The organism is Comamonas antarctica, assembly GCF_013363755.1.
GTDB lineage: Bacteria > Pseudomonadota > Gammaproteobacteria > Burkholderiales > Burkholderiaceae_C > Comamonas > Comamonas antarctica.
The window spans coordinates 2,496,302-2,521,797 of record NZ_CP054840.1 but is presented as its reverse complement, the minus strand read 5'-3'; the positions used below and the strand labels follow the sequence as shown (position 1 = coordinate 2,521,797).

Genomic DNA, 25,496 nt, shown 5'->3' with positions numbered 1-25,496 from the left:
CTTCATTCGATTCCACCATGGCCGTCTCGCAAGCAAGCTCCTCCACTCCCGTCGTGACCCAACTGCGGGTCATTCCCGTCGCCGGCTATGACAGCATGCTGCTCAACCTGAGCGGCGCGCACGCGCCGTTCTTCACGCGCAACCTGCTGGTGCTCACCGACAGCGCGGGCAACACCGGCGTCGGCGAAGTGCCGGGCGGCGAGAAGATCCGCCAGACGCTCGAAGATGCGCGCCAGCTCATCGTCGGCCAGCCCGTGGGCAACTACAACGCCGTGCTCAATGCGATGCGCAGCGAATTCGCCAACCGCGACAGCGCGGGCCGCGGGCTGCAGACCTTCGACCTGCGCACCACCATCCATGCGGTCACGGCGGCCGAATCGGCGCTGCTGGACCTGCTCGGCCAGCACCTGGGCGTGCCCGTCGCGGCGCTGCTGGGCGAGGGCGTGCAGCGCACCTCGGTGCAGATGCTGGGCTATCTGTTCTATGTGGGCGACCGCAAGCTCACGGACCTGCCCTACCAGATCGACCCGGGCGCGGCCGACGACTGGCTGCGCCTGCGCCACGAGAAGGCCATGACGCCCGAGGCCATCGTGCGCCTGGCCGAGGCCGCGCATGCGCGCTACGGTTTCGAGGACTTCAAGCTCAAGGGCGGCGTGCTGCGCGGCGAGGAAGAGGTCGAAGCCATCCGCGCGCTGCACGAGCGCTTTCCGCAGGCGCGCGTCACGCTCGACCCGAACGGCGGCTGGCTGCTCAAGGACGCGGTGCGCCTGATGCGCGACATGCACGGCGTGCTGGCCTATGCCGAGGACCCGTGCGGCGCCGAAGACGGTTTCTCGGGGCGCGAAGTGATGGCCGAGTTCCGCCGCGCCACCGGCTTGCCCACGGCCACCAACATGGTCGCCACCGACTGGCGCCAGATGGCGCATTCGCTGTCGCTGCAATCGGTGGACATTCCGCTGGCCGACCCGCATTTCTGGACGATGGCCGGCTCGGTGCGTGTGGCCCAGTTGTGCCAGGCCTTCGGCCTGACCTGGGGCTCGCACTCCAACAACCATTTCGATGTGTCGCTGGCGATGTTCACGCATGTCGGCGCCGCTGCGCCGGGCCGGGTCACGGCCATCGACACCCACTGGATCTGGCAGGACGGCCAGCACCTCACCAAGGAGCCGCTGCAGATCCAGGGCGGCTACATCGCGCTGCCGCAGCGCGGCGGCCTGGGCATCGAGCTGGACATGGACGCGGTGGAACGCGCCCACCAGCTCTACCTGCGGCATGGCCTGGGCGCGCGCGATGACGCCACCGCGATGCAATACCTGGTGCCCGGCTGGACCTTCGACAACAAGCGCCCCTGCATGGTGCGCTGACTTTTCGCGCGCCGCCCGGGCCCTTGCATGGAAAATCGCGCCGTCACGGCCGGAAAGCAGGGAAATAGGCGCCATAGCGGCCCTCTGTCACAATTTGAGGCATAGTTGAGGGTTTACACCGAAGCGGCACGGGCCGCCGGTAGGCTCCATTGACGCCTGCACCTTCACCGGTGCGGGCGCTTTTCCTTTTCCATCCAACGCGCGCGGGCAGGCCCGGTCTTGCACTGCGCCAAAGCACATTCATGATCGACATTCGGGGGCTTTCCCAGATCTACCAGGGTCCGACCGGGCCGGTCGAGGCCTTGCGCGGCATCGACCTGCATATCCAGCCGGGCGAGGTGTTCGGCATCATCGGCCGCAGCGGCGCGGGCAAGAGCTCGCTGGTGCGCTGCATCAACCTGCTCAACCGTCCGACCGAGGGCGAAGTCATCGTCAACGGCCGCGACCTGACCAAGCTGGGCGACACCGATCTGCGCGCCGCGCGCCGCGACATCGGCATGGTGTTCCAGCATTTCAACCTGCTGTCCTCGCGCACGGTGTTCGACAACGCCGCGCTGCCGCTGGAGCTGGTGGGCATGTCCAAGGAAGCGATCCGCGCGCGCGTCGAGCCGCTGCTGGAACTGGTGGGCCTCACGGCGCTGCGCGACCGTTATCCGGCGCAGATCTCGGGCGGCCAGAAGCAGCGCGTGGGCATTGCGCGCGCGCTGGCAAGCAATCCCAAGGTGCTGCTGAGCGACGAAGCGACCTCGGCGCTCGACCCTGAGACCACGCGCTCGATCCTCGACCTGCTGCGCAAGGTCAACCGCGAGCTGGGCCTCACCGTGGTGCTGATCACGCACCAGATGCAGGTCATCAAGCAGATCGCCGACCGCGTGGCGGTCATCGACGCGGGCCGCATTGCGGAAATGGGGCCCGTCATCGACGTGTTCACGCGCCCGCAGCAAGCCATCACCAAGAGCCTGATCGACGAGATCCTGCCGCAGGAGCTGCCGGTGAGCGTGCTGGCACGCGTGCGCACGCTGGCTGCCAATCTGCAGGGCGCCTCGGGGCAGCTGCTGCGCCTGTCGTATGCGGGCGAGAGCGCCTACCAGCCCATCCTGTCGCAGATGATCCGCGACTTCGGTCTGGACCTGAGCATCCTGCATGGCCAGATCGACGAGATCCAGGAGCAGACCTTCGGCTCGCTGGCCGTGTTTGCGAGCGGCGACGCGGCGCAGATCCAGGCCGCCGTCGCGCACCTGCGCGCGGCGGGCGTACAGGTCGAAACCGTGCAGATCGAGGGTTGAGCGATGTTTGAAAATTTCTCTGAAATGATGCTGGAGCTGTTTGCCATCTCGCTGTGGGAAACCATGGTCATGGTCGGCATCTCGGGCCTGGTCGGCGCGCTGCTGGGCATTCCGCTGGGCGTGTTCCTGCGCCTCACCGACAACGGCGGCGTGCTGGAAAACGGCCCGCTGAACAAGACCGTGGGCTGGATCGTCAATGCCGTGCGCTCGACGCCGTTCATCATCTTGCTGGTGGCAATCATCCCGTTCACGCGGCTGATCACCGGTTCGTCGATCGGCACCGGCGCCGCCGTGGTGCCGCTCACGCTGGCGGCCGCGCCCTTCATTGCGCGCCTGGTTGAAACCGCGCTGCGCGAGGTCGACAACGGCCTGGTCGAAGCCGCGCAGGCCATGGGCGCGACCACCAGCCAGATCGTCTGGAAGGTGCTGCTGCCCGAAGCCCTGCCGGGCATCGTGGCCGGCCTGACCATCAGTTTCGTGAGCCTGACCGGCTACTCGGCCATGGCCGGCGCCATCGGCGGCGGCGGCCTGGGCGACCTGGGCATCCGCTATGGCTACCAGCGCTTCCTGCCCGACGTCATGCTGGCCGTGGTGATCGTGCTGATCTTCTTCGTGCAAGCCATCCAGAGCCTGGGCGACTGGGCGGTGCGCCGCCTTAGCCATCGTTGACCCACCGCTGACCCACCGCTGAGCGCGGCGCGGGCCGCATGGCAAAGGGAAGCTGCGGCTTCCCTTTTTTTTCGCCTGCCGCGGCTGGCATGGGCCTTTGGCCTGCGCCTACCGCCGCGCCACGTCGCGCGGGCGCAGCATGGAACTCCACCGCCATTGCGGGAGAGCCCCATGGAACACCATCGCTATGTGATTGCCGTGCATGGCGGCGCCGGCGCCATCGCCTCCGATCCGGCCGACGCCAGCCCCTACCACCGCGCGCTGAAGGCGGTGCTGGCGGCTGGCACCGAATTGCTCGAGCACGGCGCCGCGGCGCTGGACGCGGTCGAGGCGGCGGTGGTCCTGCTCGAGGACTGTCCCCTGTTCAACGCCGGGCGCGGCGCGGTCTATACGGCCGATGCGCGCCACGAGCTGGATGCCGCGGTCATGCGAGGGCAGGACCTGGCCGCGGGCGCCGTGGCCTGCGTGCAGGGCGTGCGCAATCCGGTGGCGCTCGCGCGCAGCGTGATGCAGAGCTCGGGCCATGTGCTGATGGTGGGCGCGGGCGCGCGCTGCTTCGCGCAGCAGATGGGTCTGGCCATCGAGTCAGACGCCTGGTTCCACACCGACGAACGGTTGGCCGAGCTGCGCCGCGCCCAGGGCCGGCAGGTGCCGTCCGCGGCCCCGGCGCCGCTGCTGGCCCAGGGCACACAGGGCACACAGGGCACGGTGGGTGCCGTGGCACTCGATGTTTCGGGCCACCTCGCGGCCGCGGTATCGACCGGCGGGCTGACCAACAAGCGCCCGGGCCGCGCCGGCGACTCGGCGGTCATCGGCGCCGGCATCTATGCCAATGACCTGAGCTGCGCCGTGGTGGCCACCGGCACCGGAGAGCATTTCATCCGCTGCGCGGCCGCGCATGACATCCATGCGCGCATGCTCTACCGCGGCCAGGCAATGCAGGAAGCGGCAGCCGATGTGGTGTTTGGCGAGCTGCAACGCATGGGCGGTGTGGGCGGCGTGATCGCGGTCGATGCGCACGGCGCGGTGAGCATGCCGTTCAACAGCGCCGGCATGTACCGCGGGCTGCAGCGCCAGGGCGAGGCCGCATGGACGGCCATCTTTCCCGAGGACTACAGCGGCATGTGAGTCGGGCTCGGGCCTCAGGCTTTCGCCGGCGCCGGTGTCTCGGCAGCCAGCGCCGGGTCGGGCGCGCGCCGCGCGTAGCGCCCCGCGAGCCAGGCCGACACCAGCAGCTGCATCGGGTGGAAGATCATCAAGGGCAGCACGATGCCGCCCATGACGCTGGGCGCAAACAGCACCTTGGCCATGGGCACGCCGCTGACCAGGCTCTTTTGCGCGCCGCAGAACACGATGGCCACTTCGTCTTCCTTGGAGAAGCCGAAGCGCCGCGCCAGCCAGATGCTGAGACCCATCGACAGGGCCAGCAGCAAGGCGCAGACCAGCACCAGCGCCGCCAGCGCCAGCGGCGGAATGCGGCTCCAGAGCCCAGCCACCACCGAGGCGCTGAAAGCCGAGTAGACCACCAGCAGGATGGAGCTCTGGTCGATGCCCTTGATGCGCGCCGCGTGGCGCTGCAGGAATGGCGAGACCCAGGGCCGCAGCAAATGGCCCAGCGCGAACGGCAGCAGCAATTGCAGCGCAATGCGGCCCATGGCCTGCAACGGGTCGCTGCTGGTGGCGGTCTGCGCCAGCAACAGTCCGACCAGCAGCGGCGTGAGCACGATGCCCATCAGCGTCGAGCCCGATGCGCTGCAGATCGCGGCCGGCATGTTGCCGCGGGCGATGGCCGTGAGCGTCACGGCCGACTGCACCGTCGCGGGCAGGGTGCAGAGGAACAGCACGCCCAGATAGAGATCGGGCGTCAGCAGCGGTTCGAGCACCGGGCGCAGGCCCCAGCCCAGCAGCGGAAAGACCACGAAGGTGATGGCCGTGACCATCAGGTGCAGCCGCCAGTGGCTGATGCCGGCCCAGATGGCCTGGCGCGACAGCTTGGCGCCATGCAGGAAGAACAGCATGAAGATCAAGCCCACGGTGACCCACTCCAGGCCGCGCGCGACGCTGCCGTAGACCGGCAGAAAGCTCGACAGCAGCACGGTGGCCACCAGCATCAGGGTGAAATTGTCAGGGAGGAATCTGGGTCGGGCCATGCCGGGCTTTCAAGGATTGCAATGCGCCGCGGGCGCGAACATGGCGCCGATTGGACTGCATCCGCATTCAAAAGTGAAATGTATTTATCTGATTGTTCTATACTTTTTTCTCATGAATGTAACTTTGCGCCAGCTGCGCGTGTTTCTTGCCGTCGCGCACGAGCGCAATTTCAGCCGCGCCGGCGAGACCGTGGGCCTGACCCAACCCGCCGTGAGCCGCAGCATCACCGATCTCGAGCAGCAGCTGGGGCTGGAGCTATTGCACCGCAGCACGCGCGAGGTCGAACTCAGCGATGCGGGCCGCATGCTGCAAGGGCGCATCACGCGCGTGCTCGATGAACTCGATGCGGCGCTGCTGGAAGTGCGCGGACTTGCCACGCAGCCGCATGGCCGGGTGCGCGTGGCCAGCAGCCCCACGCTGTCCGCGCACCTGATGCCGCAGTGCATTGCCCTGTGCGCGCAGCAGCACCCGGGCTTGCAACTGCAGCTGCTCGACCGCATCCAGCAGGGCGCACTCGACAGCGTGCGTGCCGGCGAGGTCGACTTCGGCGTGGTGATCGACCCCACCGAACCCGAGGACCTGCATTGCGAAACCATTCTGAGCGAACCCTTTTGCCTGGTGTGTCCCGCAGACCACGCGCTGGTGCAACTGCCCGAAGTGCATTGGCGCGATCTGGCGGGCCACCCGCTGGTGCTGCTGGACCATGCGTCGGGCAGCCGCCGTCTCATCGACCGCGTGCTGGAGCAGCATGCGCCGGGCTGCCAGGTGGTACAGGAGGTCGGGCACACGACCACCATCTTCAGCATGGTGCAGGCCGGACTGGGCGTGGCCGTGGTGCCGCAACTGGCGGTGGCCGAGCAGGGCGTGGCCAGTGCCCAGCTGGCGCACCGCCTGCTGCTGCCGGCCGTCGAAAGACAGATCATGCTGGTACACCGGCGCCACCGCCGGCTGGCACCCGTGGTGCAACGCGTCTGGGACCTGGTGCGCGGCGTTGCGCATGCGCGTGCGGCTGTGCCGGTGGCCGCCGCACCGCGGGCGCGGGGCCAAGCGTGAATGCGCGGCTTTTCATGCGGGCAAGGCAGCGGGCCGGGTATGATATGGCCCCTGGGCAGCGCGGCCACGCGCCGTAGACCGCTGCCCCGCACCGCACCGGCGTTCTGCCTGTGCACCTCCCGTGGTGGCGTTAGCTCAGTTGGATAGAGCAACAGCCTTCTAAGCTGTGGGTCACTGGTTCGATTCCAGTACGCCGCACCACTTTCCCCATGGCGTTGCCTTTCAAGGCGGCGTACAGGCTTCGTTCAAGCCGACCATTCCCGAAATCTTCTGCAGCCGGCTGCGCTGGTCCAGGCAGGCCTGGTATCTCTCCTGGGCGGCTTTTTGCTGTGCCTGCTGCAGCGCCTGCGCGCGTTCGGCCTGCAGCTGCGCGATGCGCGCGCGGATCTGCGGCATGGCCGCCAGCGCCGCCTTCTCGCCCTCGAGGATGGCGCTGCCGCGCTGCGTGAAGTCGGCGGCGCCGATGTCCAGCACCTTGGGGCGGATCACCACGTCGGCGCGCGCCAGTTCGGCCTGGCCGAGCTTCTGGCCCATGATCGCAATCGACTGGCCCAGCGTGCCCAGCATGTCGCCGGGCGACTGGCCGCGCGCCTTGCTGGAGATGTCGACCGCCACCACGATGTCGGCGCCGAGCTGGCGCGCCGCATCCACGGGGACGGGGCTCACGACGCCGCCGTCGACGAAGTGGTACTTGCCTATGGTCACGGGCTGGAACACTCCCGGCACGCTGCTCGAGGCGCGCACCGCCTGGCCGGTGTTGCCGCGCGCAAACACCGTGCGTTCGCCGTCCTCGAGGCGCGTGGCCACGGCCACGAAAGGCTTGGCCAGCTTCTCGAGCGGGCGGCGCTGCACCTGCTCGTTCACATAGTCTTCGAGCTTCTGGCCCTTGACCAGTCCGCCCGAGGAAAACTGCAGGTCGCGGATGCTGGTCTCATCGAGTCCGACAGCCTTTTCCTGCAGCGCGAACGCATCCATGCCGCTGGCATACAGCGCACCGACCACGCTGCCGGCACTGGTGCCAGAGACGACGGCTGGGGTCAAGCCGTTGGCCTCGAGCATCTTGATCACGCCGATGTGCGCAAAGCCCTTGGCCGCGCCGCCACCCAGCGCGATGCCGATCTTCAGCGGCGCGGGCGCCGTTCCCGCAGGCGCTGCGGCGTTGGGGTCCTGGGGGGCGGACCGGGGTGCGCTGCCGCAGGCGGCCAGGCCGGCCACGGCAACGAGCACGAGCGGGTACAGGGCGTTCAGGCGCATTGACGGATCATTCCTCGAACACCAGCGCCGGGCGCACCATGACGCGGGCCACATCGCTGAGATTGCCAATGACATGGTTGGCAAAGAAGCTGAAGTCCGTGTCGGGCTCCAGCGCCGCCGCCGCGAGATGGGCCGCGGGCTGGTTCATGGGCACGTAGTAGCTGCCCGGAGCCGCCTCGACGCCGCCGCGCGTGGGGGTGACCTGTACCCGGCGCACGCTGCCGCCCGCAGGCGCCGAGGCACCGGGCGTGGGCGTGAAGTTGTCGGCGATCAGCGGCGCGCCCTCGGCCACGCGCAGCACCTGCACGCCCAGCAGTTCCAGGCGTTCCACGGCCGTGGCCGCATCGGCGGCGAGCCAGTAGCCGCAGGGGCGCACGCGCGAGGCCAGCGGACGCAGCGCCAGCGACGAGTTCCAGTCGACCTTGACGCCGTAATCCGCGCCGGTCTCGGGATTGAGCATGACCACGTCGCGCTGGCCCGGCGTCTGCTCGGCCTGCACCAGCATCTGCTGGCGGCAGGCCTGGGCGGCGATGTCGCGGCGCACGAAGGACTGCACCTGGGCCAGTTCCGACGCGCGGTCGGCGGTGCTGCGCAGCGCGCTGCTCATGGCCACGACCTGGCTGTGCACGCGGCGCTGCAGATGGGCGCGGCCGATGCCGACGCCGCGCGTGCGCACCATCAGGCCCAGCGAATTGCGCAGCGCGCTGGCATTGCGCAGGGTATCGGGGGCAATCGAGCCCATCGACAGCGTCATCACCTGGGAATCGGGCGATGTCGTGGCATACCAGTCACTGCTCAGTTGCGCATTGGTCAGCGCCGTCGACACCGGCTCCTGTATCCATTCGCGCACCGCCTTGGTGACGAACTCGTGCACATTGGCCGTGCCCGCATATTGCAGTTGCACGTCGGGGCGCTGCAGCGCGCGGTATTTGCGCAGATAAGGGCCCGCCACTTCGAACTCGCCCGCATCGATCACGACCGTCGGGCGGTAGTCGCGCACCAGCCCGGCCAGGGCCTGCGCCTCGGGGGTGCGCAGCAGCAGGTGGTCGTGGGTCATGTCGACGCCATTGGCCGTCGCCCGCTGGCCGCTGAGCGCGCCGTCCGGATTGGCACGTGGCACGACCACCACGTTGATGCGCGCCAGCAGCGGCTCGAGCAGGCCGCCGGGCGCGAGTTCGCGCGCCAGCGCCAGCAGCGCTTCGCTGCCCGCAGGCTCGTCGCCGCGCTGCTGGGCGACCAGCAGAACGGTCGGGCGGTCGAGCGCGTCCAGCGCGCGTGGCTCTATGCTGCGCGCGCGCGTCGCCACCAGAGCCTGAATGGGTTCGCCGCGCTGTGAGGTGCCGGCCGTCACCACACCCAGCAGCGTACCGCTGCCCAGCGATTTGCTGGCGATGTCGCGCAGCCACTGCGCGATCTCGGCCTGGGTCGTGAAGTTGTTGCGGTTGTCCTGCAGGCCCGGCGTCTCATAGCGCACCGACGGGTCGGGAAAGCGCGCGGCAACCGCCTCGTTGTAGGGCAGCGCCTGCGCGGGACGCGCGCCAGGCAGCGACGTGCCCAGGATGGGAGGAGGGGCCACGGGCGTGACCGTGGCGGCCGGGCCGGGCGCCACCGGGACGCTGGGCACGGCAGGGCGCGAAGGGGTGACCGGGCCGGGGCCGGGCCAGGGAGGCAGCGGCGTGCTGCTGCAGGCCGCAAGCAGTGCAGCCATCGCGATGGCGGAAAGACGCACGGTCCAGCCCAACTGCGGAACGCAGTTCAGCCGGCCGGAGAGGGCGGGGTGCGGTTGCATGGTGAGGGCCTTTTTATTCCGAAAGCCGACCGTAGGGGGCGGAGGTCTGAGGTGCAGGGATGTTAACCCGCTCAAACATGCTTTCGATGTCAGCGCAAACCGTGCAACGCATCGAGCGAGCGGTGGCTACCGGCAGACGCGGGCAGCGCGCGCCAGGCCGATGCCACGCGCCGCTGGGGCGCGTGGCAACAGCCAGAAATGGTGGGGCGCCGGCACGCAGCGCCCCCGGAGCCCAGGGCTCAGCGGCCGAAACCGCCGCGGCCGCCGCCGCCACCGCTGCGGCCGCCGCCGCCAAAACCACCGCCACCGCCGCTGCGGCCGCCACCAAAACCGCCGCCACCGCCACCGTTGCGGAAGCCTCCGCTGCGGCGGCCTGCCTGGGCCATGCTGTCGACGCTGGTGCGCATCGGATCGGGCTGGCCGCCCGCCGAGCTGCCGCGCGGCGTCACCGGGCGGCCCAGCTGGGTGCCCAGGTGCGCGTTGGCGCGCGGCGGCTGGTCGTCAAAACGCGAGTTGCCGCCTTCGCGCGGAGGGCGCGGCGCGCGGTGCTCGTCATGGCGGCCTTCGGCATGGCGATCGCCGCCAAAGCCCTGGCCACCCTGGCGCGGACCATTGCCGCGCGCACCGGCGCCACGGCCGCCATTGCCACGCGCGCCGTTGGCGTTGCGCGGACCGTTGCCGGGCGCACGGGCTTCGCCGTTGGCCTGGGCCGCGCCGCGGCCGCCCGAGCGGCCACCGCCATTGCCCTGCGCGCCGCCGCCCTGCGGCTTGGCGCCGCGTTCGCCGGCGGCGGGCTTGTTGGCGCGGATGCGCTCCATCATCTCGGAGCGCGCGGCCTTGGCGGCCGCCTGCATCACGTCGCGGCTGGGCGGCTTGCCCGCGCCGCCCCAGATGGTCTGGCGGCCCATGGCAATGGGTTCGGCCTTCTCGCCTTCCTCGGGGCCGAAGCCTTCGAGCACCTGCACTGGGATCTCCTGCTTCGTGAAGCGCTCGATGTCCATCATGAAGCCTTCTTCATCCATGCAGACCATGCTCACCGCATGGCCCTCGCGGCCGGCGCGGCCCGTGCGGCCGATGCGGTGCACGTAGTCTTCCGAGACGTTGGGGATTTCGTAGTTGACGACGTGGGGCAGTTCGTCGATGTCGATGCCGCGCGCAGCGATGTCGGTGGCCACCAGCGCACGGATGTCGCCGCTCTTGAAGCCGGCCAGCGCCTGGGTGCGCGCGCTCTGGCTCTTGTTGCCGTGCAGCGCCATGGCGCTGACGCCGTTCTTGGTCAGGAAGTCGGCCACGTTGTTGGCGCCGAACTTGGTGCGCGTGAACACCAGCACCTGGCTCCAGTCGTGTTCCTGGATGATGTGCAGCAGCGCCTGCTTCTTCTTGCCGCGGCCCACCGGGTGAATGATCTGCGTGATGCGCTGCACCGTGGTGTTGCTGGGCGTGACCTGGATGCTCTGCGGGTTCTTCAGCAGCGTGTTGGCGAGTTCGCGGATCTCGTCGCTGAACGTGGCCGAGAACAGCAGGCTCTGCTTGTTCTTGGGCACCAGTGCCAAGACCTTCTTCACGTCATGGATAAAGCCCATGTCCAGCATGCGGTCGGCTTCGTCCAGCACCAGGATCTGCACCGTGGACAGGTCCAGAAACCCTTGCTGCTGCAGGTCCAGCAGGCGGCCGGGCGTGGCCACCAGAATGTCGACGCCGCGCTTGATGCGGTCGATCTGCGGGTTCATGCCGACGCCGCCGAACACCACCGTGGAGTTGATGCCATCGAGGTATTTGGCATAGGCGCGGACCGATTCCTCGACCTGGGCCGCGAGTTCGCGCGTCGGCGTGAGAATCAGCGCGCGCACACCCTTGTTGCCGAACTTGCTCGTCGCCGGATCGCTGTCCAGCAGGCGGTTGAGCATGGGCAGCGCGAAAGCCGCGGTCTTGCCCGTGCCGGTCTGTGCGCCGGCCAGCAGATCCTGGCCCTGCAGCACGGCCGGAATGGCCTGGGCCTGGATGGGCGTGGGGTTGTTGTAACCCTGTTCGAGCACGGCCTTCAGGATGGCAGGAGCCAGATTCAGTTCTTCAAATGTCATGTGGTCAGGTGCGCCCGTCCTGGGCGCGGGGGTATCAGCCTGTCATGGCAACCTTTGGGCGGTTGCCGCCAGTCCTAGGCAGATGAGGTTCAAAGATGGGAGCCCGGCACTGCGTCCATTGTCCCCAGCTGGAATGCTGATGTTGCGGGCAACTGGAACCCGTAACTGAGGGTATTGTCGCATGCGCGGATAATCGCGGTTGGCGTGCAACCATTTTGTTGCCCAGTTTTTGAAGAATCAACAGACAAATCCATGGCCCAATACGTTTTTTCGATGAACCATGTCACCAAGACCGTGCCGCCCAAGCGGCAGATCTTGAAGGACGTTTCTCTCAGCTTTTTCCCCGGCGCAAAGATTGGCGTGCTGGGCCTTAACGGCTCCGGGAAGTCCTCCTTGCTGAAGATCATGGCAGGGGTGGACAAGGAAATCGAAGGCGAAGCCATTCCCATGGCTGGCCTGTCGATCGGCTACCTGCCGCAAGAGCCTCAGCTCAACCCCGAGCACACCGTGCGCGAGGCCGTCGAGGAAGCGATGGCCGACGTCAACCGCGCGCGCCAGCGCCTCGACGAGATCTACGCCGCCTACGCCGAGGAAGATGCCGACTTCGACGCGCTGGCCACCGAGCAGGGCGAGATGGAGGCCATCATTGCCGCGGCCGGCACCGACTCCGAGCACCAGCTTGAAATCGCCGCCGACGCGCTGCGCCTGCCGGCCTGGGACGCCGTCATCGGCAAGCTCTCGGGCGGTGAAAAGCGCCGCGTGGCGCTGTGCAAGCTGCTGCTGTCCAAGCCCGACATGCTGCTGCTCGACGAACCCACCAACCACTTGGACGCCGAATCCGTCGACTGGCTCGAGCAGTTCCTGCACCGCTTCACCGGCACCGTGGTGGCCATCACCCACGACCGCTACTTCCTGGACAACGCCGCCGAGTGGATTCTCGAACTCGACCGCGGCCACGGCATCCCCTACAAGGGCAACTACTCCGAGTGGCTGATCCAGAAGGGCAACCGCCTCGAAGCCGAAAACAAGGGCGAGGAAGCCCGCGCCAAGGCCCTGAAGAAGGAACTCGAGTGGGTGCGCCAGAACTCCAAGGGCCGCCAAGCGAAATCCAAGGCGCGTATCGCCCGCTTCGAGGAGCTGAGCGACCACGAATACCAGCAGCGCAACGAAACGCAGGAAATCTTCATTCCTGTGGCGGAGCGCCTGGGCAGCAAGGTCATCGAGTTCAACAACGTCACCAAGAGCTTTGGCGACCGCGTGCTGATCGACAACCTGAGCATGAACGTGCCCGCGGGCGCGATCGTCGGCATCATCGGCCCGAACGGCGCGGGTAAATCCACGCTGTTCAAGCTGATCGCCGGCAAGGAGCAGCCCGACAGCGGCACGGTCGACATCGGCCAGACCGTCAAGATGGCCTTCGTCGACCAGTCGCGCGATGCGCTGTCCGACGAGAAGACCGTGTGGGAAGACATCTCGGGCGGCCTCGACATCATCAACGTCGGCAAGTTCCAGATGGCTTCGCGCGCCTACGCGGGCCGCTTCAACTTCAACGGCCAGGACCAGCAAAAGAAGGTCGGCAACCTGTCCGGCGGTGAACGCGGCCGCCTGCACCTGGCCAAGACCCTGATCCAGGGCGGCAACGTGCTGCTGCTTGACGAACCCTCGAACGACCTGGACGTCGAAACCCTGCGCGCGCTGGAAGACGCGCTGCTCGAGTACGCGGGCACGGTGATGGTCATCTCGCATGACCGCTGGTTCCTCGACCGCATCGCCACCCACATCCTGGCTGCCGAAGGCGACTCGCAGTGGGTGTTCTTCGACGGCAACTACCAGGAATACGAAGCCGACAAGAAGCGCCGCCTGGGCGAAGAGGGCGCCAAGCCCAAGCGCATGCGCTACAAGGCCTTGAAGTAATCAGTGGGGCCTGCGCTTGCGCAGGCCGTTGGGTCGAAGGACAGGCTCCCTGGTGGAGCCTGTTTTCGTTGCGCTTTACATCTTTGAGTGCAGGCCCTTCACCCTTCGACAGGCTCAGGGCGAACGGGATCGAAATGTAGTGCTGAGCCTGGCTTCACCGTTCGTTGCGAGCTTGTCTTTACCGTTCGTGGTGAGCTTGTCGAACCATGGACGTCCCGCCCTAGAGATCCCCCGCCGCCGGCAGCCACAGCCCGTCCGCCGTCGTGATCCCCCGCGCGCAAAGCACCGCCCTCAGCGTCGCCACCGCCGTCACCTCGGCCGCCATCGTCGCCAGCGCCATCATGCCCAGCGCCCTGCCGCTGGCGCCCGTGCCCAGCGTGAACAGCGTGTCGCCGTCCGACATGGTGTGCACCGGGTTGATCGCGCGCGCCAGTCCGTCGTGCGACACCACGGCCAGGCGGTGTGCCTGGGCCTTGGTGATCTGCGCATCGGTGGCAATCACGCCAATCGTGGTGTTGGTGCCGGCCAGCACCGGCTTGGGCAGCTCGCCGCGCAGCAGCGCGCGCCGCGTGTCGCGCAGCTGCCGTCCGCCTTCGGTGCGCGCGCCTGCAATCACCGCGCCGGTATCCGGGTCCACCACATCGCCCAGCGCATTGCAGGCGATCAGCGCACCCACGGTGACGCCCTCCACCGTCACCGAGGCCGTGCCTATGCCGCCCTTCATCGCGTGCCCCATGCCGAACACCTTGCCCACGCAGGCGCCCGCGCCCGCGCCGACATTGCCTTCGGCCGGCGGCTCGGAACTGGCGGCGGCGCAGGCCGCATAGCCCGAAGCCGCATCGGGGCGGATGCGCGCATCGCCCACGCCCAGGTCGAACAGCACCGCGGCCGGCACCAGCGGCAGCCGGGCGTAGCGCACATCGAGGCCCACGCCTTGCTCCTCCAGCCAGCGCACCGCGCCGCTGGCCGCATCGAGCCCCCACGCGCTGCCGCCGGCGAGCAGCACGGCATGCACCCGCTCGACCAGGTTGGTCGGGTGCAGCAGGTCGGTTTCGCGCGTGCCCGGCGCCGCGCCGCGCACATCGACGCCGCCCACGGCGCCCGCGCGTGCGATCACCACGCTGCAGCCCGTGGGGCGGCGGGTATCGGTATGGTGGCCGACTTCGATGCCCTGCACACGCGTGATGCTGCCAGGGGAAAGCGCAAGGCGCGCGGCAATGGTCGATGCGTTCATGGCGCCATTATGGGCAGCCGCCGCCAATGGCCCCGCACCGCGCTCGCCCTGCCGGGCTTCGGAGACAATCTCGCCCATGAGCGACATGAGCGAAAACAATCCCCCCGCGATCCTCCACGAATCCAACCCCGACCTGCCACCCGGCTGGCTCGAGGTGCAGTCCATGAACATGGACGCCCAGGGCGTGGCGCGCCAGCCCGACGGCAAGGTGGTGTTCATCGATGGCGCGCTGCCCGGCGAATGGGTCAGCGCCAACGTGCACCGCAAGAAGAACAACTGGGAATCCGGCACGCTGACGGCCGTGCACCGTGAATCCTCGCAGCGCGTCAGGCCCGGCTGCCCGCATTTCGGGCTGCACGACGGCGCCTGCGGCGGCTGCAAGATGCAGCACATGCATGTTTCCGGCCAGGTCGCCGTGAAGCAGCGCGTGCTCGAGGACAACCTGTGGCATCTGGGCAAGATCAAGGCCGACATGGTGCTGCGCCCGATCGAAGGCCCGGCTTGGGGCTACCGCTACCGCGCGCGCCTGTCGGTGCGCTATGTGATCAAGAAGCAGAAGGTGCTGGTCGGCTTCCACGAGCGCAAGAGCCGCTACATCGCCGACATGGAAGTCTGCCGTGTGCTGCCGCCGCATGTCGACAACATGCTGATGCCGCTGCGGGCGCTGGTGGCCTCGATGGATGCGCGCGAAACGCTGCCGCAGATCGAGGTCGCGTGCGGCGACGACGTCACCGCATTGGTGTTGCGCCATCTCGAGCCGCTGTCCGATGCCGACCAGGAGCGGCTGCGCGCGTTTGCCGCCGAGCACAGCGTCCAGTGGTGGCTGCAGGCCAAGGGACCGGACACCGTGAAGCTGATGGACCCGCCGCTGCAGCAGTTGTCCTATGGCCTGCCGGACTTCGGCATCACCATGCCGTTCAAGCCCACCGACTTCACCCAGGTCAATCCACACATCAACCGCGTGCTGGTGACGCGCGCGCTGCGATTGCTCGACGTGCAAAAGAGCGAGCGCGTGATCGACTGGTTCTGCGGCCTGGGCAATTTCACGCTGCCGCTGGCGACGCAGGCGCGCGAAGTGCTAGGCATCGAAGGCAGCGAGACGCTGGTGGCGCGTTCGCGCGAGAACTTCGCCGCCAACCAGGCGCAGCGCGCGCCCGGCGACGCGCTCGCACCCACCGACTTCGTCGCGCGCAACCTGTTCGACATGACCCCCGCGATGCTGATTGCCGACGGCACGGCCGACAAGTGGCTGGTCGACCCGCCGCGCGAAGGCGCGTTCGCGCTGGCCCAGGCCCTGGCCGCCATCCACCAGGCGCGCATCGGCGCCGAAGACGCCGAGCCCTTGCCCGAAGGCAGCGAAGCCTGGCAGCCGCCGCAGCGCATCGTCTACGTGAGCTGCAACCCGGCCACGCTGGCGCGCGACGCGGGCCTGCTGGTGCACCGCGCGGGCTACCGCTGCGTCAGCGCGGGCGTGATCAACATGTTCCCGCACACCGCGCACGTCGAGAGCATGGCGGTCTTTGAGCGGGTCTGAACCTTGACTCCGGTCAGGCGTGGGATGCCCTGACCGGGGCCGCCTGGGCCCCGTGCGCCATCAGCTGCGGCCGCGTGCGGCCGATGGCCGCAGTTCGGTCTCGATGTCGTCGTCCTTGGCGCGCGCGGGCTTTTCGCGTTGCGTGATGACCGAGGGCACGCCCTCGATCTTGTTCTCGCGCATGTACTGGTCCATTTCCTTCCAGCCGGCAAACACCTGCGCCTTGACGGCTTTCGGGTTCAGCACATAGCAATCCTCGAGGCCGCGCATGGCGTGGCGGCAGGCGCTGCCCACGGCCTTGGCTTCGCTTTCGCGCGCCAGCGCCTGGGGCGTCGGGCCCAGGCCCGGAATGTCGCAGCCGGCCAGCAGCAGGGGAAGGGCGAGGAGGGCGGAGCGCATGGGGGGAAGGGCGTATTTGTGCATGTCCCCTGCATTATCGGCAGCCGGTGTGAAAAGTTGAGAGCGATGTTTTTGCCGTGACAACGCAGCCGCCATGAAAAAAGGCCCCGCAGGGCCTTTTCGCTGGAAGCGAAGCGCGTTATTCGCGATCGCCACCCATGATGCCCAGGAAGGACAGCAGGAACTGGAACACGTTGAACAGGTCCAGGTATAGCGCCAGCGTGGCGCTGATGTAGTTGGTCTCGCCGCCGTCCATGATGCGCTTGAGGTCATAGAGCATGAAGGCGCTGAAGATGCCGATGCCGGCCACCGAGATCACCATCATGCCCACGGACGAGCCGACGAACATGTTGACGATGATGCCGACGAACAGCACCAGCGCGCCGACGAACAGCCACTTGCCCATGCCCGACAGGTCGCGCTTGATCACGCTGGCCACGCTGGCCATCACGAAGAACACGCCGGCCGTGCCCGCGAACGCGGTCATGACCAGTTCGGAGCCGTTCGTGAAGCCCAGCACCTGCGCGATCAGGCGCGACAGCATCAGGCCCATGAAGAAGGTGAAGCCCAGCAGCACGGGCACGCCCGCGGCCGAATGCTTGGTCTTCTCGATGGCATACATGAAGCCGAAGGCGCCGCCCAGGAAGACAACGAGCCCGACCACGCCGCTCAGCGATGCCGTGATGCCCGTGGCAACGCCTACCCAGGCGCCGAGTACCGTTGGCAGCAGGCTCAGGGCGAGCAGCCAGTAGGTATTGCGCAAGACCTTGTTGCGCTGTTGCTGCGAGACACCGTAGCCCGCAGAGCCCAGTGTGGTGACTTGTTCATTCATTCGGACGTTCTCCTTCGTTCATGCGTGATTGCATAGCCCATTCTAGGTGGCGATGGCAAACGGCCATTTCAATACCCGGTTGCGCTCAATTGGTTTTAGTTGTGAATCTTTTGCGCTGGAAGTGCCGAGTTGGCGGCGGTTTGCCCGTTATGCTGTGAGTTTTCGCCGATCTCAACTGGAGCCTTTTGCATGAAGACCAAGCACGAACTCGAACTCGCCGACGTGAAAGCCATTGCCGCTGCGGCAGAAGCCGAAGCCCTGAAAAACAAGTGGGCCGTGAGCATTGCCATCGTCGACGACGGCGGTCATCTGCTGTGGCTGCAGCGCCTGGACGGCGCGGCCGCGATCTCGGCGCAGATCGCTCCCGCCAAGGCCAACACCTCGGCCCTGGGCCGCCGCGACTCCAAGATCTACGAAGACATCGTCAATGGCGGCCGCACCGCCTTCCTGAGCGCTCCCGCGCTGCAAGGCTTGCTCGAAGGCGGCGTGGCCATCGTCAAGGACGGCCAGGTGATCGGCGCCGTCGGCGTGAGCGGCGTGAAGTCGCACGAAGACGCACAGATCGCGCGCGCCGGCATCGCTGCCATCGGACTGTAAGAAGCACCCCCTGAGCGGCTCACGCGGCAGGCGCCGAGCCCCGCTTCCCCCTCTCATCCTTCGGTGGAGGGGGGCGCCCGGCTAGGGACGACACCATCGTTGCGGGGGGGGGCCGCCCAGGCGCGGCCCTTGCTCGGTGTCCTTTGCTGGTACATGCCAGATTCATAAGACAGTAAACGGGGCAATCACTTAAAGCATCAGCAAAAAAGCCGGTCATTGACCGGCTTTTTGCATGGTGCCGTGAGGGAAAAAAAGCCTGGCTACGCGGACAAGCGCCGTTGGCTGGCAAAACGACCCGGACCGGCACTGCTGCCGGGGAGTCGCCCCACGATGAAACTGGTTTACTTGGTCAGGATCAGCTTGCCCAGCTTGGTTGCCTGCAGGCGATAGGGCATGCCGTTGTGCAGGATGGTGACGGATTTGCGTCCCTGCAGCAGTTCGGAACTGTTCATGCCCAGCGCATTGTCCGCGAGCGTTGCGGGCTGGGACATCTGCAGGGAGATCTGGCTGGCTTGGCCTGTACGGGGCAGGGAAAGGGTAGCGGGCATGGGGTTGATCCTCAGGTCGATGTGTACGCTAATGATATTGATTCTCAATAACATGTCAACGCTTTGGCGCATGGCTTTTGTAAATAAGTTAAACAGCCATGCAGGCCGGCGCTGCGCCATGGAAAAAAGCCCTGGCTCCGGGCTGGAGGCAGGGCTTGTCGCGAAGTGCGGGCAGGGGCAGGGGTTACTGCGTCGGGTCGGTCACGAAGCCGATCTTGCGCACGCCCGCGCGCTGCGCGGCCGCCATGGCCTGGGCCACGCGCTCGTAGCGCACGTTCTTGTCGCCACGGATATGCAGGTCGGCCTGCGGCTCCTTCGCGCCCTCGGCCTGCAGCTGGGCCACCAGCGCCTCGTCCGTGATCGGCTGGGCGTTCCAGTGGTACTGCCCCTGGGCATCGATGCTCAGGTTGACGGTCTCGGGCTTCACGTTCTCAGGCTGGTTGGTGGCCTGGGGCAGATCGACGTTGACCGAATGCTTCATCACCGGAATGGTGATGATGAAGATGATCAGCAGCACCAGCATGACGTCGACCAGCGGCGTCATGTTGATCTCGTTCATCACCTCATCGGCATCGTCCTGGGTTCCGAACGCCATGGTCAGGCACCTTTCTTCAGCGGCAGCACCTTGGCTGGCTCGCCGTCATTCTGGATGTTCACGCGGGCACCGGTCACGAAGTAGGCGTGCAGGTCGTGCGCAAAGCTGTTGAGGTTGTTGAGGATCGACTTGTTGCCGCGCACCAGGGCGTTGTAGCCCAGCACCGCGGGAATGGCCACGGCCAGGCCCAGGGCCGTCATGATCAGCGCTTCGCCGATGGGGCCGGCGACCTTGTCGATGGTCGACTGGCCGGTCGAGCCGATGGCCACCAGCGCGTGGTAGATGCCCCAGACCGTGCCGAACAGGCCGATGAACGGAGCGGTCGAGCCCACCGAGGCCAGGATGGCCAGGCCGCCTTGCAGGCGCGCGGTGAACTCGTTGATGCAGTTGCGCAGCGAGCGCGTGACCCAGTCGCTGATGTCCAGCGCGTCATGCAGGTGGGCGCTGCTCTTGCGGTGGTGGGCCGTGGCTTCGCGGCCTTCGAGGGCCAAGTGGCGGAACGGGTTGGCCGGGTCGGTGCCGAGCTTGTCCATGCCGGCGCTGAAGTCCTCGCTGTGCCAGAAGTCATGGGCGGCGCGCGCGAACTTGCGGTACTTGAAGATGTCGAGTGCCTTGAGCAGGATGACGATCCACGACACGAGGGACATGCCGATCAGAATGACGGCGATGGCGCGGGTGACGAAGTCCCCCTGGGTCCAGACGTTGGCAATGCCGAAATGGGAATCCATGAATACTCCTGAAAATTATTCGAGAACAAAATTGATGGGCACGATGTTCCACATGGCTTCGGGAACACCATTGCGCTTGCCGGGCACGAAGCGCCAGCGCTTGACGGATTCGACGGCCTGCTGGTCCAGGCGTTCATAGCCGCTCGACTCGCGGATCTCGATGGTCTGCGGCCTGCCTTCGGCGTCGATGAACACGCGCAGCACGACCTTGCCCTGCTCGCCCATGCGCCGGCTGATCGACGGATAGTTGGGTTTGGGATTGTTCAGATAGGCCGCATTGCTCGACGGCAACTGGATCACGGGCGGCGCCGGCGGCGCGGGCGGGGCCGGTGGCGCTGGCGGGGCCGGAGGAGCGGGGGGCGCTGGTGGCGCTTCGTGCACCGGCGCGGGTTCGGGATCGACCACGCCCACGGGCGCTTCGGGGCGCGGTGTCGGAGACACCACGGCCTTGGGCATGGGGGCCTTGCGCACGACCGGCTTCTGTTGCGGCTTGGGCGGGGGTGGAGGCGGCGGCGGTGGCGGCGCGACTTCGGGCGCGGGCGGAGCAATGAACTCGGCCAGCACTTCGGCCGGCACCACGATTTCAACGGCCTTGCGCATCAGGCCGCTTTGCAGGGCCCAGATACCGGCCACATGCAGCGCCACCACGGAACCGGCAATGACCACATTGCGGCTCATCCCCCCGGAAGGGGCAAATCTATCAGACTGGGACATATACGAGAGGGTGGGTCAGCGCGCAGTGCACCCGGGCAGCTGGATGAAGGCGGATCTTACTGGCGGAAGATCCACCAGGTGCATCCTACGACAAGGATCAGGCTGCCGAGCAGAACGCAGAAGAGGGCCATGCTTTGCTTTCCAAGATATTGTTGGCAAGCTGGATCGGCTGGGTTGCGTTCTGGATCAGGGCAACCGCTCCCGATGCACTGCACTGCGCCACCACGTCGCGCGCGCAGCTTTCGCAGCGTCCGCATTGCGTGGCAACACCGAGTTCAAACTGGATTTCATCAAAACTCATGCCCGCGTGCGCGTGGCGTGCGATTTCGCGGTCAGAAACCCGGCGGCAAACACAGACGATCATGGCAGCAGGCAGTGGTGGCTGGCTATTGAGGGAATAGCGCAATTATAAATGAGAACCTATCGCATTCGTAATCCTGGCGTGCACTACCTTGTTCGATCAAGGGCTTTCATCGCCGAAAAGTGCCTCGGTAGCGTCCGCCAGCGTGGCGCATCCGGTCAATGCCATGGCGATTTCCAGCTCGTCGCGCAGCAGCCGCAGCACATGCGCCACACCGGCAGCGCCCGCATTGGCAAGGCCCCAGATCACCGGGCGTCCGATCATCACGGCGCTGGCGCCCAGGGCGATCGCCTTCAGCACATCGGTGCCGCGGCGGATACCCCCGTCGACGAGAATGGGGAGCGCGTGGCCGCCGGACCGTAAAGCCTGGACGACGCGCGGCAACGCGGTGGCCGTAGCAGGCGCGCTGTCCAGCGTGCGACCGCCATGGTTGGAAACGATGATGCCAGCGGCTTGCAGGCGTGCGGCTTGCAGCGCATCGCGCGAGCGCAGAATGCCCTTGAGCACAACGGGTAGTCGAGTCTGCGACTGGAGCCAAGCCAGATCGTCCCAGCTGGGCGCGTGGCGAAGCATGCCGGCACACATGCCATCGTCTCGGCTTGCAGGCAGGCTGGAGAGGCCCTGCAGGTTGACCGCGGAAACGCCTGCTGGAAGTCGAAAGCCCGCACGACGTTCGCGGTCGCGTACGCCCGAGACCGGCGCGTCCACCGTCAGCACCAGCGCTTCGTAGCCTGCGCTCTCGACGCGCTGCAACAGTTCACGTGTGAAACCCCGATCATGCTGGAGATACAACTGAAACCACAGCGGGCCACGCCCGGTGGTCTCCAGCACCGCACGGGCTGGCAATTCCAGCGCCAAGCTTGACTGCGTGCTCAGCGTGAAGCCGGCGCCCAGTGCCGCCGCAGCGTAGGCAGTGGCTAATTCACCATCGGCATGGGCCAGACGTTGGAAAGCCATTGGCGCCACAAGCAGTGGATGGGCATACTCCTGTCCAAGCAAGGTGACACGCGTATGTCCTTCTGCGAGAGGGCGCAGCACATTCGGCCATAGCGCCAATGCGTCCCAGCCGCTGCGATTGGCTTGCAGGGTGCGCTCGTCGCCCGCGGCGCCGCTGAAATAGGCCCAGGCATTGCTGTGCAGTACTTCGGCGGCGCGCCGTTCATGGTCGCCGAGGCTGACGATGTCGGCGGCGATGGCCTGCAGTGCGGGGAGGGAAGATGCCATGACCGGGTTGCTGCGAATTCAGACGTCGGCCCAAAGCCGCAGCAGATTGTGATAGGTGCCGGTAAGCTGCACCATGCTTGGGTGCTTCTCGCCGACCTCGGAGCGCAGCCTGAGCAGCGCCATGTCCATATCGAACAGCATCTGCCGCTGTTCGGTGCTGCGGACCATGCTTTCGATCCAGAAGAAGCTCGCGATACGCGCGCCGCGTGTGACAGGTGCGACCTGGTGCACGGTGCTGCTTGGATAAAGGATCATGTCGCCAGCCGGCAGCTTGATGCGACGCTCGCCCAGAGGCTCCTGGATCAGCAGCTCGCCACCGTCATATTCCTCGGGTGCGCTCAGAAACAAGGTGCACGAGATATCGCTGCGTACCCACTGCGCCGGGTTTTGCGAATGCAAGACGGCGCCGTCGATATGCGCGCCGTAGAAATTGGAGTCACCGCTATAGCGGTTGAACAAGGGGTTGAAGATGCGTTTGGGCAGGGCCGCCGAGAAAAATAGCGCGTCCCGGCCCAGCGCGGCCTGTACCTGGGCCTGCAACTGCTGCGAGACATCGCTGCCTTGCGCCAGTTGCTGGTTTTGCTTCGAGGCCTGGGCCTGTCCGCCCGCGCTGGCCCTGCCATCCACCCAGGGTGCGTCCGCGCCCAGCAGCAGGCGCGCGCTTTGGACTTCGTCCGGAGTGAAAACCTGTTTCAGGTGCAGGAACATGGCGGGCAGGCAAGGCAGGATCAGAAGCGGGTCTTGACGCTCAGTTGCACCGCGCGTGCGGCGCCCGGTGCATAGAAACCACGGTACAGCGTGTCGGCATACAGCTTGTCGCTGACGTTGGTGACATTCAGCTTGAGCGATGTCTTTTCGTCGAAAGTGTACTCAGCCATGGCATCAATGGTGGCAAAGCCGCTGGCCGTCGTGTTGCGCGACAGGTCGGGGTTCTGCTTGTCACGGTAGGTCACGCCCGCACCCAGTCGCAGCTTGGACGTCAGTGCATAGGTGGTCCAGACGCTGCCGCTGTGCTTGGGTGTCAGGCCGGGGCGGTCGCCCTGGACCTGTGCACCACCGCCGCCAGCTGCAGGTCGGACTGCGCTGCGGTCGATCTTGGCGTCAGGAATCCAGGTGTGGTTGAAAAAGATGTCCCACTGCGGCGTGATGTGGCCTGCCAGGTTGAACTCCATGCCGGCCGCGTGGCGCTTGCCAGACAGCAGGTAGACGGGAGCATCCGGATCGGTATTGCGCTCGTTGTACTTCTCGCTGTAGAAAACCGCGGCGCCAAACAATGCCCGGCGCTCGAACAACTCCCATTTACCGCCGATTTCCAGATTGCGGCTCTTTTCGGGCGGAGTGTTGGCCAGCGATTCCGTACTGGCCTGGGTCGCGCTGCCTGCCGTGATACCACCAAACTGGTACGTGTCGCCAGAAGTGTTGTACGAGGTGCCGAACGACACATAGTACGAGCTCAGTTCGTCGGGCTGGAAGATGGCGCCCACACGCGGGCTCCACAGGCCGTCGGACGTGGAGTCGCTCAGTGCGCCCGTGGCATTGCGGTAATCGGCTTTGAACTGGTCATAGCGTAGACCGCCGACCAGCTTGACGGTCGAGGTCAGGTCCATGGTGTCCTGCAGATATAGGCCGATGTTCTGTGCCTTGAAGGTGTTGAACGCCGGAGCTGCGCGGCGATCCGGGGCCGAGGCGCCATCGTTGGGCGAGCCAACGGTGGTCAGCAGGCTGGGATTGGTGGAAGAGTTGCCCGCCGCGTTCGAGTACTGTGGAATGCGCTGGGCGTCGTCGTGGTAGTAATCCAGGCCGGCCAGAATCTGGTGCTTGCGGCCACCCCAATCGAAGGTATTGGAGTAATCGCTCTGGATCTGGGTCAGCGTGCTTTCGCCGATACGGCCCTTGGAAGTGCGCGAAAGCGGGGTGCTGCCGGTGATCTGTTCCAGCGCCGTGGGGCGGGTGCCGGCAAAGCCGATTGCGCTGGCCAGCAGATCGCGCTCGTACTTGCCGTGGCGCAGTCGCGTCTGCAGTTCGCCGCCATTGTCGAAGCGGTGAATATGTCCCAGCGTCAGGTATTGCGCCGAGGTATTGAGGTGGTCACTGGCAAGTCCGTAGTAGTTCTTTGCCGGCAGGGTCGGAATGATCTTGCCGTTGCTGACGATCCAGGGGTGGTTGTAGTTTGGTCGGCCCTTGATGTCGAGGTAATACAGGCCCACCGAGAACTCGTCGCGCGTGCCGATGCCCCAGGAAAAGCTCGGTGCAATGCCGCGCTTATCCTGCTTGGCACCGTAGTTGTCCGAGTCGTGGATCATGGCGTTGACGCGCAAGGCCGCATTCTCGCCCGTCTTGAAATTGAAGTCGCCTTGCAACCGGTTGAATTTGCCGGTACCCAGCGTGTACGAAAGCTCATGCTGGTCGATGAGCAAAGGCGCCTTGTTGACCTGGTTGACCACACCACCGGTCGAGCCCTTGCCGAACAGCATGGACGCCGAGCCCTTGAGCACTTCAATGCGGTCGTTGTTGAAGGTATCGCGCTCATACAGAGGAGCATCCTTCATTCCGTCAATGTAGATGTCACCAGCCTGAGCCAGCGAAAAGCCGCGCAGCCGCACGTCCTCTTCGCCGGTTTCGCCGGCCTGGAAGGTCACGCCAGCCGTGGTGCGCAGCACTTCGCGGAAGTCGTCCTGATTGCGATCTGCCATCAAGCGCTCTGTGAACACTGTGACGGACTGGGGAATGTCCTTGATATCCTGCGTGCCCTTGCCGATCGTGGTCTTCTTGACGAGCAAGCTATCCTTGCTCTGCACTTCCGCGGTTTCGCGCACGGTCACCGTACCCATGGTGGCTTCGGAGGCCGGCACCTGGGCCCAGCTGCCGACGGAGGCGGCCAGCATCAGTGCGCCCAGGGGCAGCAGGGCTTTTTCGGCGGGGGACGCGGGAAGGGAGGCGGTGCTGCAATCGGCAGCCGCCATGGGCGCTGTGGTCTTCAAGATAATGCTCCGGAACTGATATTGGGCCTCTCTGCGAGAGGCCGCTTGATATTGGGGCCGTGGCGCTTTGCATCCAGACACCTGCATGGATGCCGCTTCTCCGGCCGGAGCGAATCATAGGTGCAAATAGGATCGATTCGCATTGTGTAGTTTGTTTTACACAACGCTTTTGCCAAATTCCGGGCAAA

The 25,496-nt window shown here is 66.4% G+C and carries 24 protein-coding genes and 1 tRNA gene; 9 read left to right on the top strand and 16 right to left on the bottom strand.

The genetic code is table 11. The features are described from left to right. Window positions 1–17 precede the first annotated feature (17 nt). From gudD to HUK68_RS11750, 4 genes are all read left to right on the top strand, one after another. A complete protein-coding gene (gene gudD / locus HUK68_RS11765) occupies window positions 18–1,364 on the top strand; it encodes a glucarate dehydratase (protein ID WP_208458663.1) in 1,347 nt (448 codons plus the stop codon). A 242-nt stretch (window positions 1,365–1,606) separates the two neighbouring features. Continuing rightward, window positions 1,607–2,650: a methionine ABC transporter ATP-binding protein gene (locus HUK68_RS11760; RefSeq protein ID WP_175504313.1), complete on the top strand. Its 1,044-nt coding sequence runs from the start codon at window positions 1,607–1,609 to the stop codon at window positions 2,648–2,650. Window positions 2,651–2,653: 3 nt separating this feature from the next. Continuing rightward, entirely contained in the window at window positions 2,654–3,319 is a 666-nt protein-coding gene (locus tag HUK68_RS11755) for a methionine ABC transporter permease (protein WP_175504312.1), read from the top strand. 171 nt (window positions 3,320–3,490) lie between these two features. Then, window positions 3,491–4,447, top strand: coding sequence for an isoaspartyl peptidase/L-asparaginase family protein (locus HUK68_RS11750; RefSeq protein WP_175504311.1), 957 nt, complete (start codon window positions 3,491–3,493; stop codon window positions 4,445–4,447). Between the two features lie 14 nt (window positions 4,448–4,461). Here the strand turns inward: HUK68_RS11750 and HUK68_RS11745 are convergent, their stop codons facing one another. Then, window positions 4,462–5,469 carry a bile acid:sodium symporter family protein gene (locus HUK68_RS11745; protein ID WP_175504310.1) on the bottom strand — a complete coding sequence of 336 codons (1,008 nt, stop codon included), beginning with the start codon at window positions 5,467–5,469 and terminating at the stop codon, window positions 4,462–4,464. A gap of 112 nt (window positions 5,470–5,581) precedes the next feature. Between HUK68_RS11745 and HUK68_RS11740 the strand changes: the two genes are divergently transcribed. Then, entirely contained in the window at window positions 5,582–6,523 is a 942-nt protein-coding gene (locus tag HUK68_RS11740; protein ID WP_175504309.1) for a LysR family transcriptional regulator, read from the top strand. Window positions 6,524–6,647: 124 nt separating this feature from the next. Beyond that, window positions 6,648–6,724: transfer RNA gene (locus HUK68_RS11735), tRNA-Arg, on the top strand. A 21-nt stretch (window positions 6,725–6,745) separates the two neighbouring features. On the opposite strand, the gene HUK68_RS11730 is transcribed toward HUK68_RS11735, so the two are convergent. The 4 genes from HUK68_RS11730 to HUK68_RS23270 all read right to left on the bottom strand — a co-directional run bounded on the left by HUK68_RS11730 (window position 6,746) and on the right by HUK68_RS23270 (window position 12,054). Further along, on the bottom strand, window positions 6,746–7,777 hold the full coding sequence (locus tag HUK68_RS11730) for a patatin-like phospholipase family protein (protein ID WP_175504308.1): 1,032 nt from the start codon (window positions 7,775–7,777) through the stop codon (window positions 6,746–6,748). A gap of 7 nt (window positions 7,778–7,784) precedes the next feature. Next, a complete protein-coding gene (locus HUK68_RS11725) occupies window positions 7,785–9,485 on the bottom strand; it encodes a M14 family zinc carboxypeptidase (protein ID WP_244146151.1) in 1,701 nt (566 codons plus the stop codon). A 320-nt stretch (window positions 9,486–9,805) separates the two neighbouring features. Next, entirely contained in the window at window positions 9,806–11,647 is a 1,842-nt protein-coding gene (locus HUK68_RS11720) for a DEAD/DEAH box helicase (RefSeq protein ID WP_175504306.1), read from the bottom strand. Between the two features lie 89 nt (window positions 11,648–11,736). Further along, window positions 11,737–12,054: a hypothetical protein gene (locus tag HUK68_RS23270; RefSeq protein WP_244146373.1), complete on the bottom strand. Its 318-nt coding sequence runs from the start codon at window positions 12,052–12,054 to the stop codon at window positions 11,737–11,739. Between HUK68_RS23270 and ettA the strand changes: the two genes are divergently transcribed. Next, a complete protein-coding gene (gene ettA / locus HUK68_RS11715) occupies window positions 11,942–13,561 on the top strand; it encodes an energy-dependent translational throttle protein EttA (protein WP_244146345.1) in 1,620 nt (539 codons plus the stop codon). The two genes, HUK68_RS23270 and ettA, sit on opposite strands and share 113 nt — an antisense overlap. 220 nt (window positions 13,562–13,781) lie before the next feature. Here ettA and HUK68_RS11710 read toward each other — a convergent pair whose 3' ends face one another. Next, on the bottom strand, window positions 13,782–14,795 hold the full coding sequence (locus HUK68_RS11710) for a P1 family peptidase (RefSeq protein WP_175504304.1): 1,014 nt from the start codon (window positions 14,793–14,795) through the stop codon (window positions 13,782–13,784). A 76-nt stretch (window positions 14,796–14,871) separates the two neighbouring features. Here HUK68_RS11710 and rlmD point away from each other — a divergent pair, with 76 nt between their 5' ends. Then, window positions 14,872–16,329, top strand: coding sequence for a 23S rRNA (uracil(1939)-C(5))-methyltransferase RlmD (gene rlmD / locus HUK68_RS11705; protein ID WP_175504303.1), 1,458 nt, complete (start codon window positions 14,872–14,874; stop codon window positions 16,327–16,329). Window positions 16,330–16,389: 60 nt separating this feature from the next. On the opposite strand, the gene HUK68_RS11700 is transcribed toward rlmD, so the two are convergent. Next, the gene (locus HUK68_RS11700) at window positions 16,390–16,752 is read right to left on the bottom strand and encodes a hypothetical protein (protein ID WP_175504302.1); all 363 of its coding nucleotides are present in this window, start codon (window positions 16,750–16,752) and stop codon (window positions 16,390–16,392) included. A 115-nt stretch (window positions 16,753–16,867) separates the two neighbouring features. Continuing rightward, a complete protein-coding gene (locus HUK68_RS11695; protein ID WP_175504301.1) occupies window positions 16,868–17,560 on the bottom strand; it encodes a Bax inhibitor-1/YccA family protein in 693 nt (230 codons plus the stop codon). Window positions 17,561–17,749: 189 nt separating this feature from the next. Here HUK68_RS11695 and HUK68_RS11690 point away from each other — a divergent pair, with 189 nt between their 5' ends. Continuing rightward, the gene (locus tag HUK68_RS11690) at window positions 17,750–18,157 is read left to right on the top strand and encodes a GlcG/HbpS family heme-binding protein (protein ID WP_175504300.1); all 408 of its coding nucleotides are present in this window, start codon (window positions 17,750–17,752) and stop codon (window positions 18,155–18,157) included. A gap of 341 nt (window positions 18,158–18,498) precedes the next feature. Here HUK68_RS11690 and hemP read toward each other — a convergent pair whose 3' ends face one another. The 8 genes from hemP to HUK68_RS11650 form a co-directional block, all read right to left on the bottom strand. Then, on the bottom strand, window positions 18,499–18,648 hold the full coding sequence (hemP, locus tag HUK68_RS11685; RefSeq protein WP_244146344.1) for a hemin uptake protein HemP: 150 nt from the start codon (window positions 18,646–18,648) through the stop codon (window positions 18,499–18,501). Between the two features lie 241 nt (window positions 18,649–18,889). Beyond that, complete coding sequence (locus HUK68_RS11680) at window positions 18,890–19,300, bottom strand: ExbD/TolR family protein (protein ID WP_175504298.1); 411 nt, start codon at window positions 19,298–19,300, stop codon at window positions 18,890–18,892. A 2-nt stretch (window positions 19,301–19,302) separates the two neighbouring features. After that, complete coding sequence (locus HUK68_RS11675) at window positions 19,303–20,028, bottom strand: MotA/TolQ/ExbB proton channel family protein (RefSeq protein WP_175504297.1); 726 nt, start codon at window positions 20,026–20,028, stop codon at window positions 19,303–19,305. A 15-nt stretch (window positions 20,029–20,043) separates the two neighbouring features. Continuing rightward, window positions 20,044–20,742, bottom strand: a complete 699-nt coding sequence (locus HUK68_RS11670; RefSeq protein ID WP_175504296.1) for an energy transducer TonB — start codon at window positions 20,740–20,742, stop codon at window positions 20,044–20,046. A 97-nt stretch (window positions 20,743–20,839) separates the two neighbouring features. Beyond that, window positions 20,840–21,106: a (2Fe-2S)-binding protein gene (locus tag HUK68_RS11665; protein ID WP_175504295.1), complete on the bottom strand. Its 267-nt coding sequence runs from the start codon at window positions 21,104–21,106 to the stop codon at window positions 20,840–20,842. Between the two features lie 96 nt (window positions 21,107–21,202). Next, window positions 21,203–22,327 carry an alpha-hydroxy acid oxidase gene (locus HUK68_RS11660; protein ID WP_175504294.1) on the bottom strand — a complete coding sequence of 375 codons (1,125 nt, stop codon included), beginning with the start codon at window positions 22,325–22,327 and terminating at the stop codon, window positions 21,203–21,205. Between the two features lie 18 nt (window positions 22,328–22,345). Next, on the bottom strand, window positions 22,346–23,035 hold the full coding sequence (locus HUK68_RS11655; protein WP_175504293.1) for a Fe2+-dependent dioxygenase: 690 nt from the start codon (window positions 23,033–23,035) through the stop codon (window positions 22,346–22,348). A 20-nt stretch (window positions 23,036–23,055) separates the two neighbouring features. Then, a complete protein-coding gene (locus HUK68_RS11650) occupies window positions 23,056–25,290 on the bottom strand; it encodes a TonB-dependent receptor (RefSeq protein ID WP_175505828.1) in 2,235 nt (744 codons plus the stop codon). Between the last annotated feature and the right edge of the window lie 206 nt (window positions 25,291–25,496).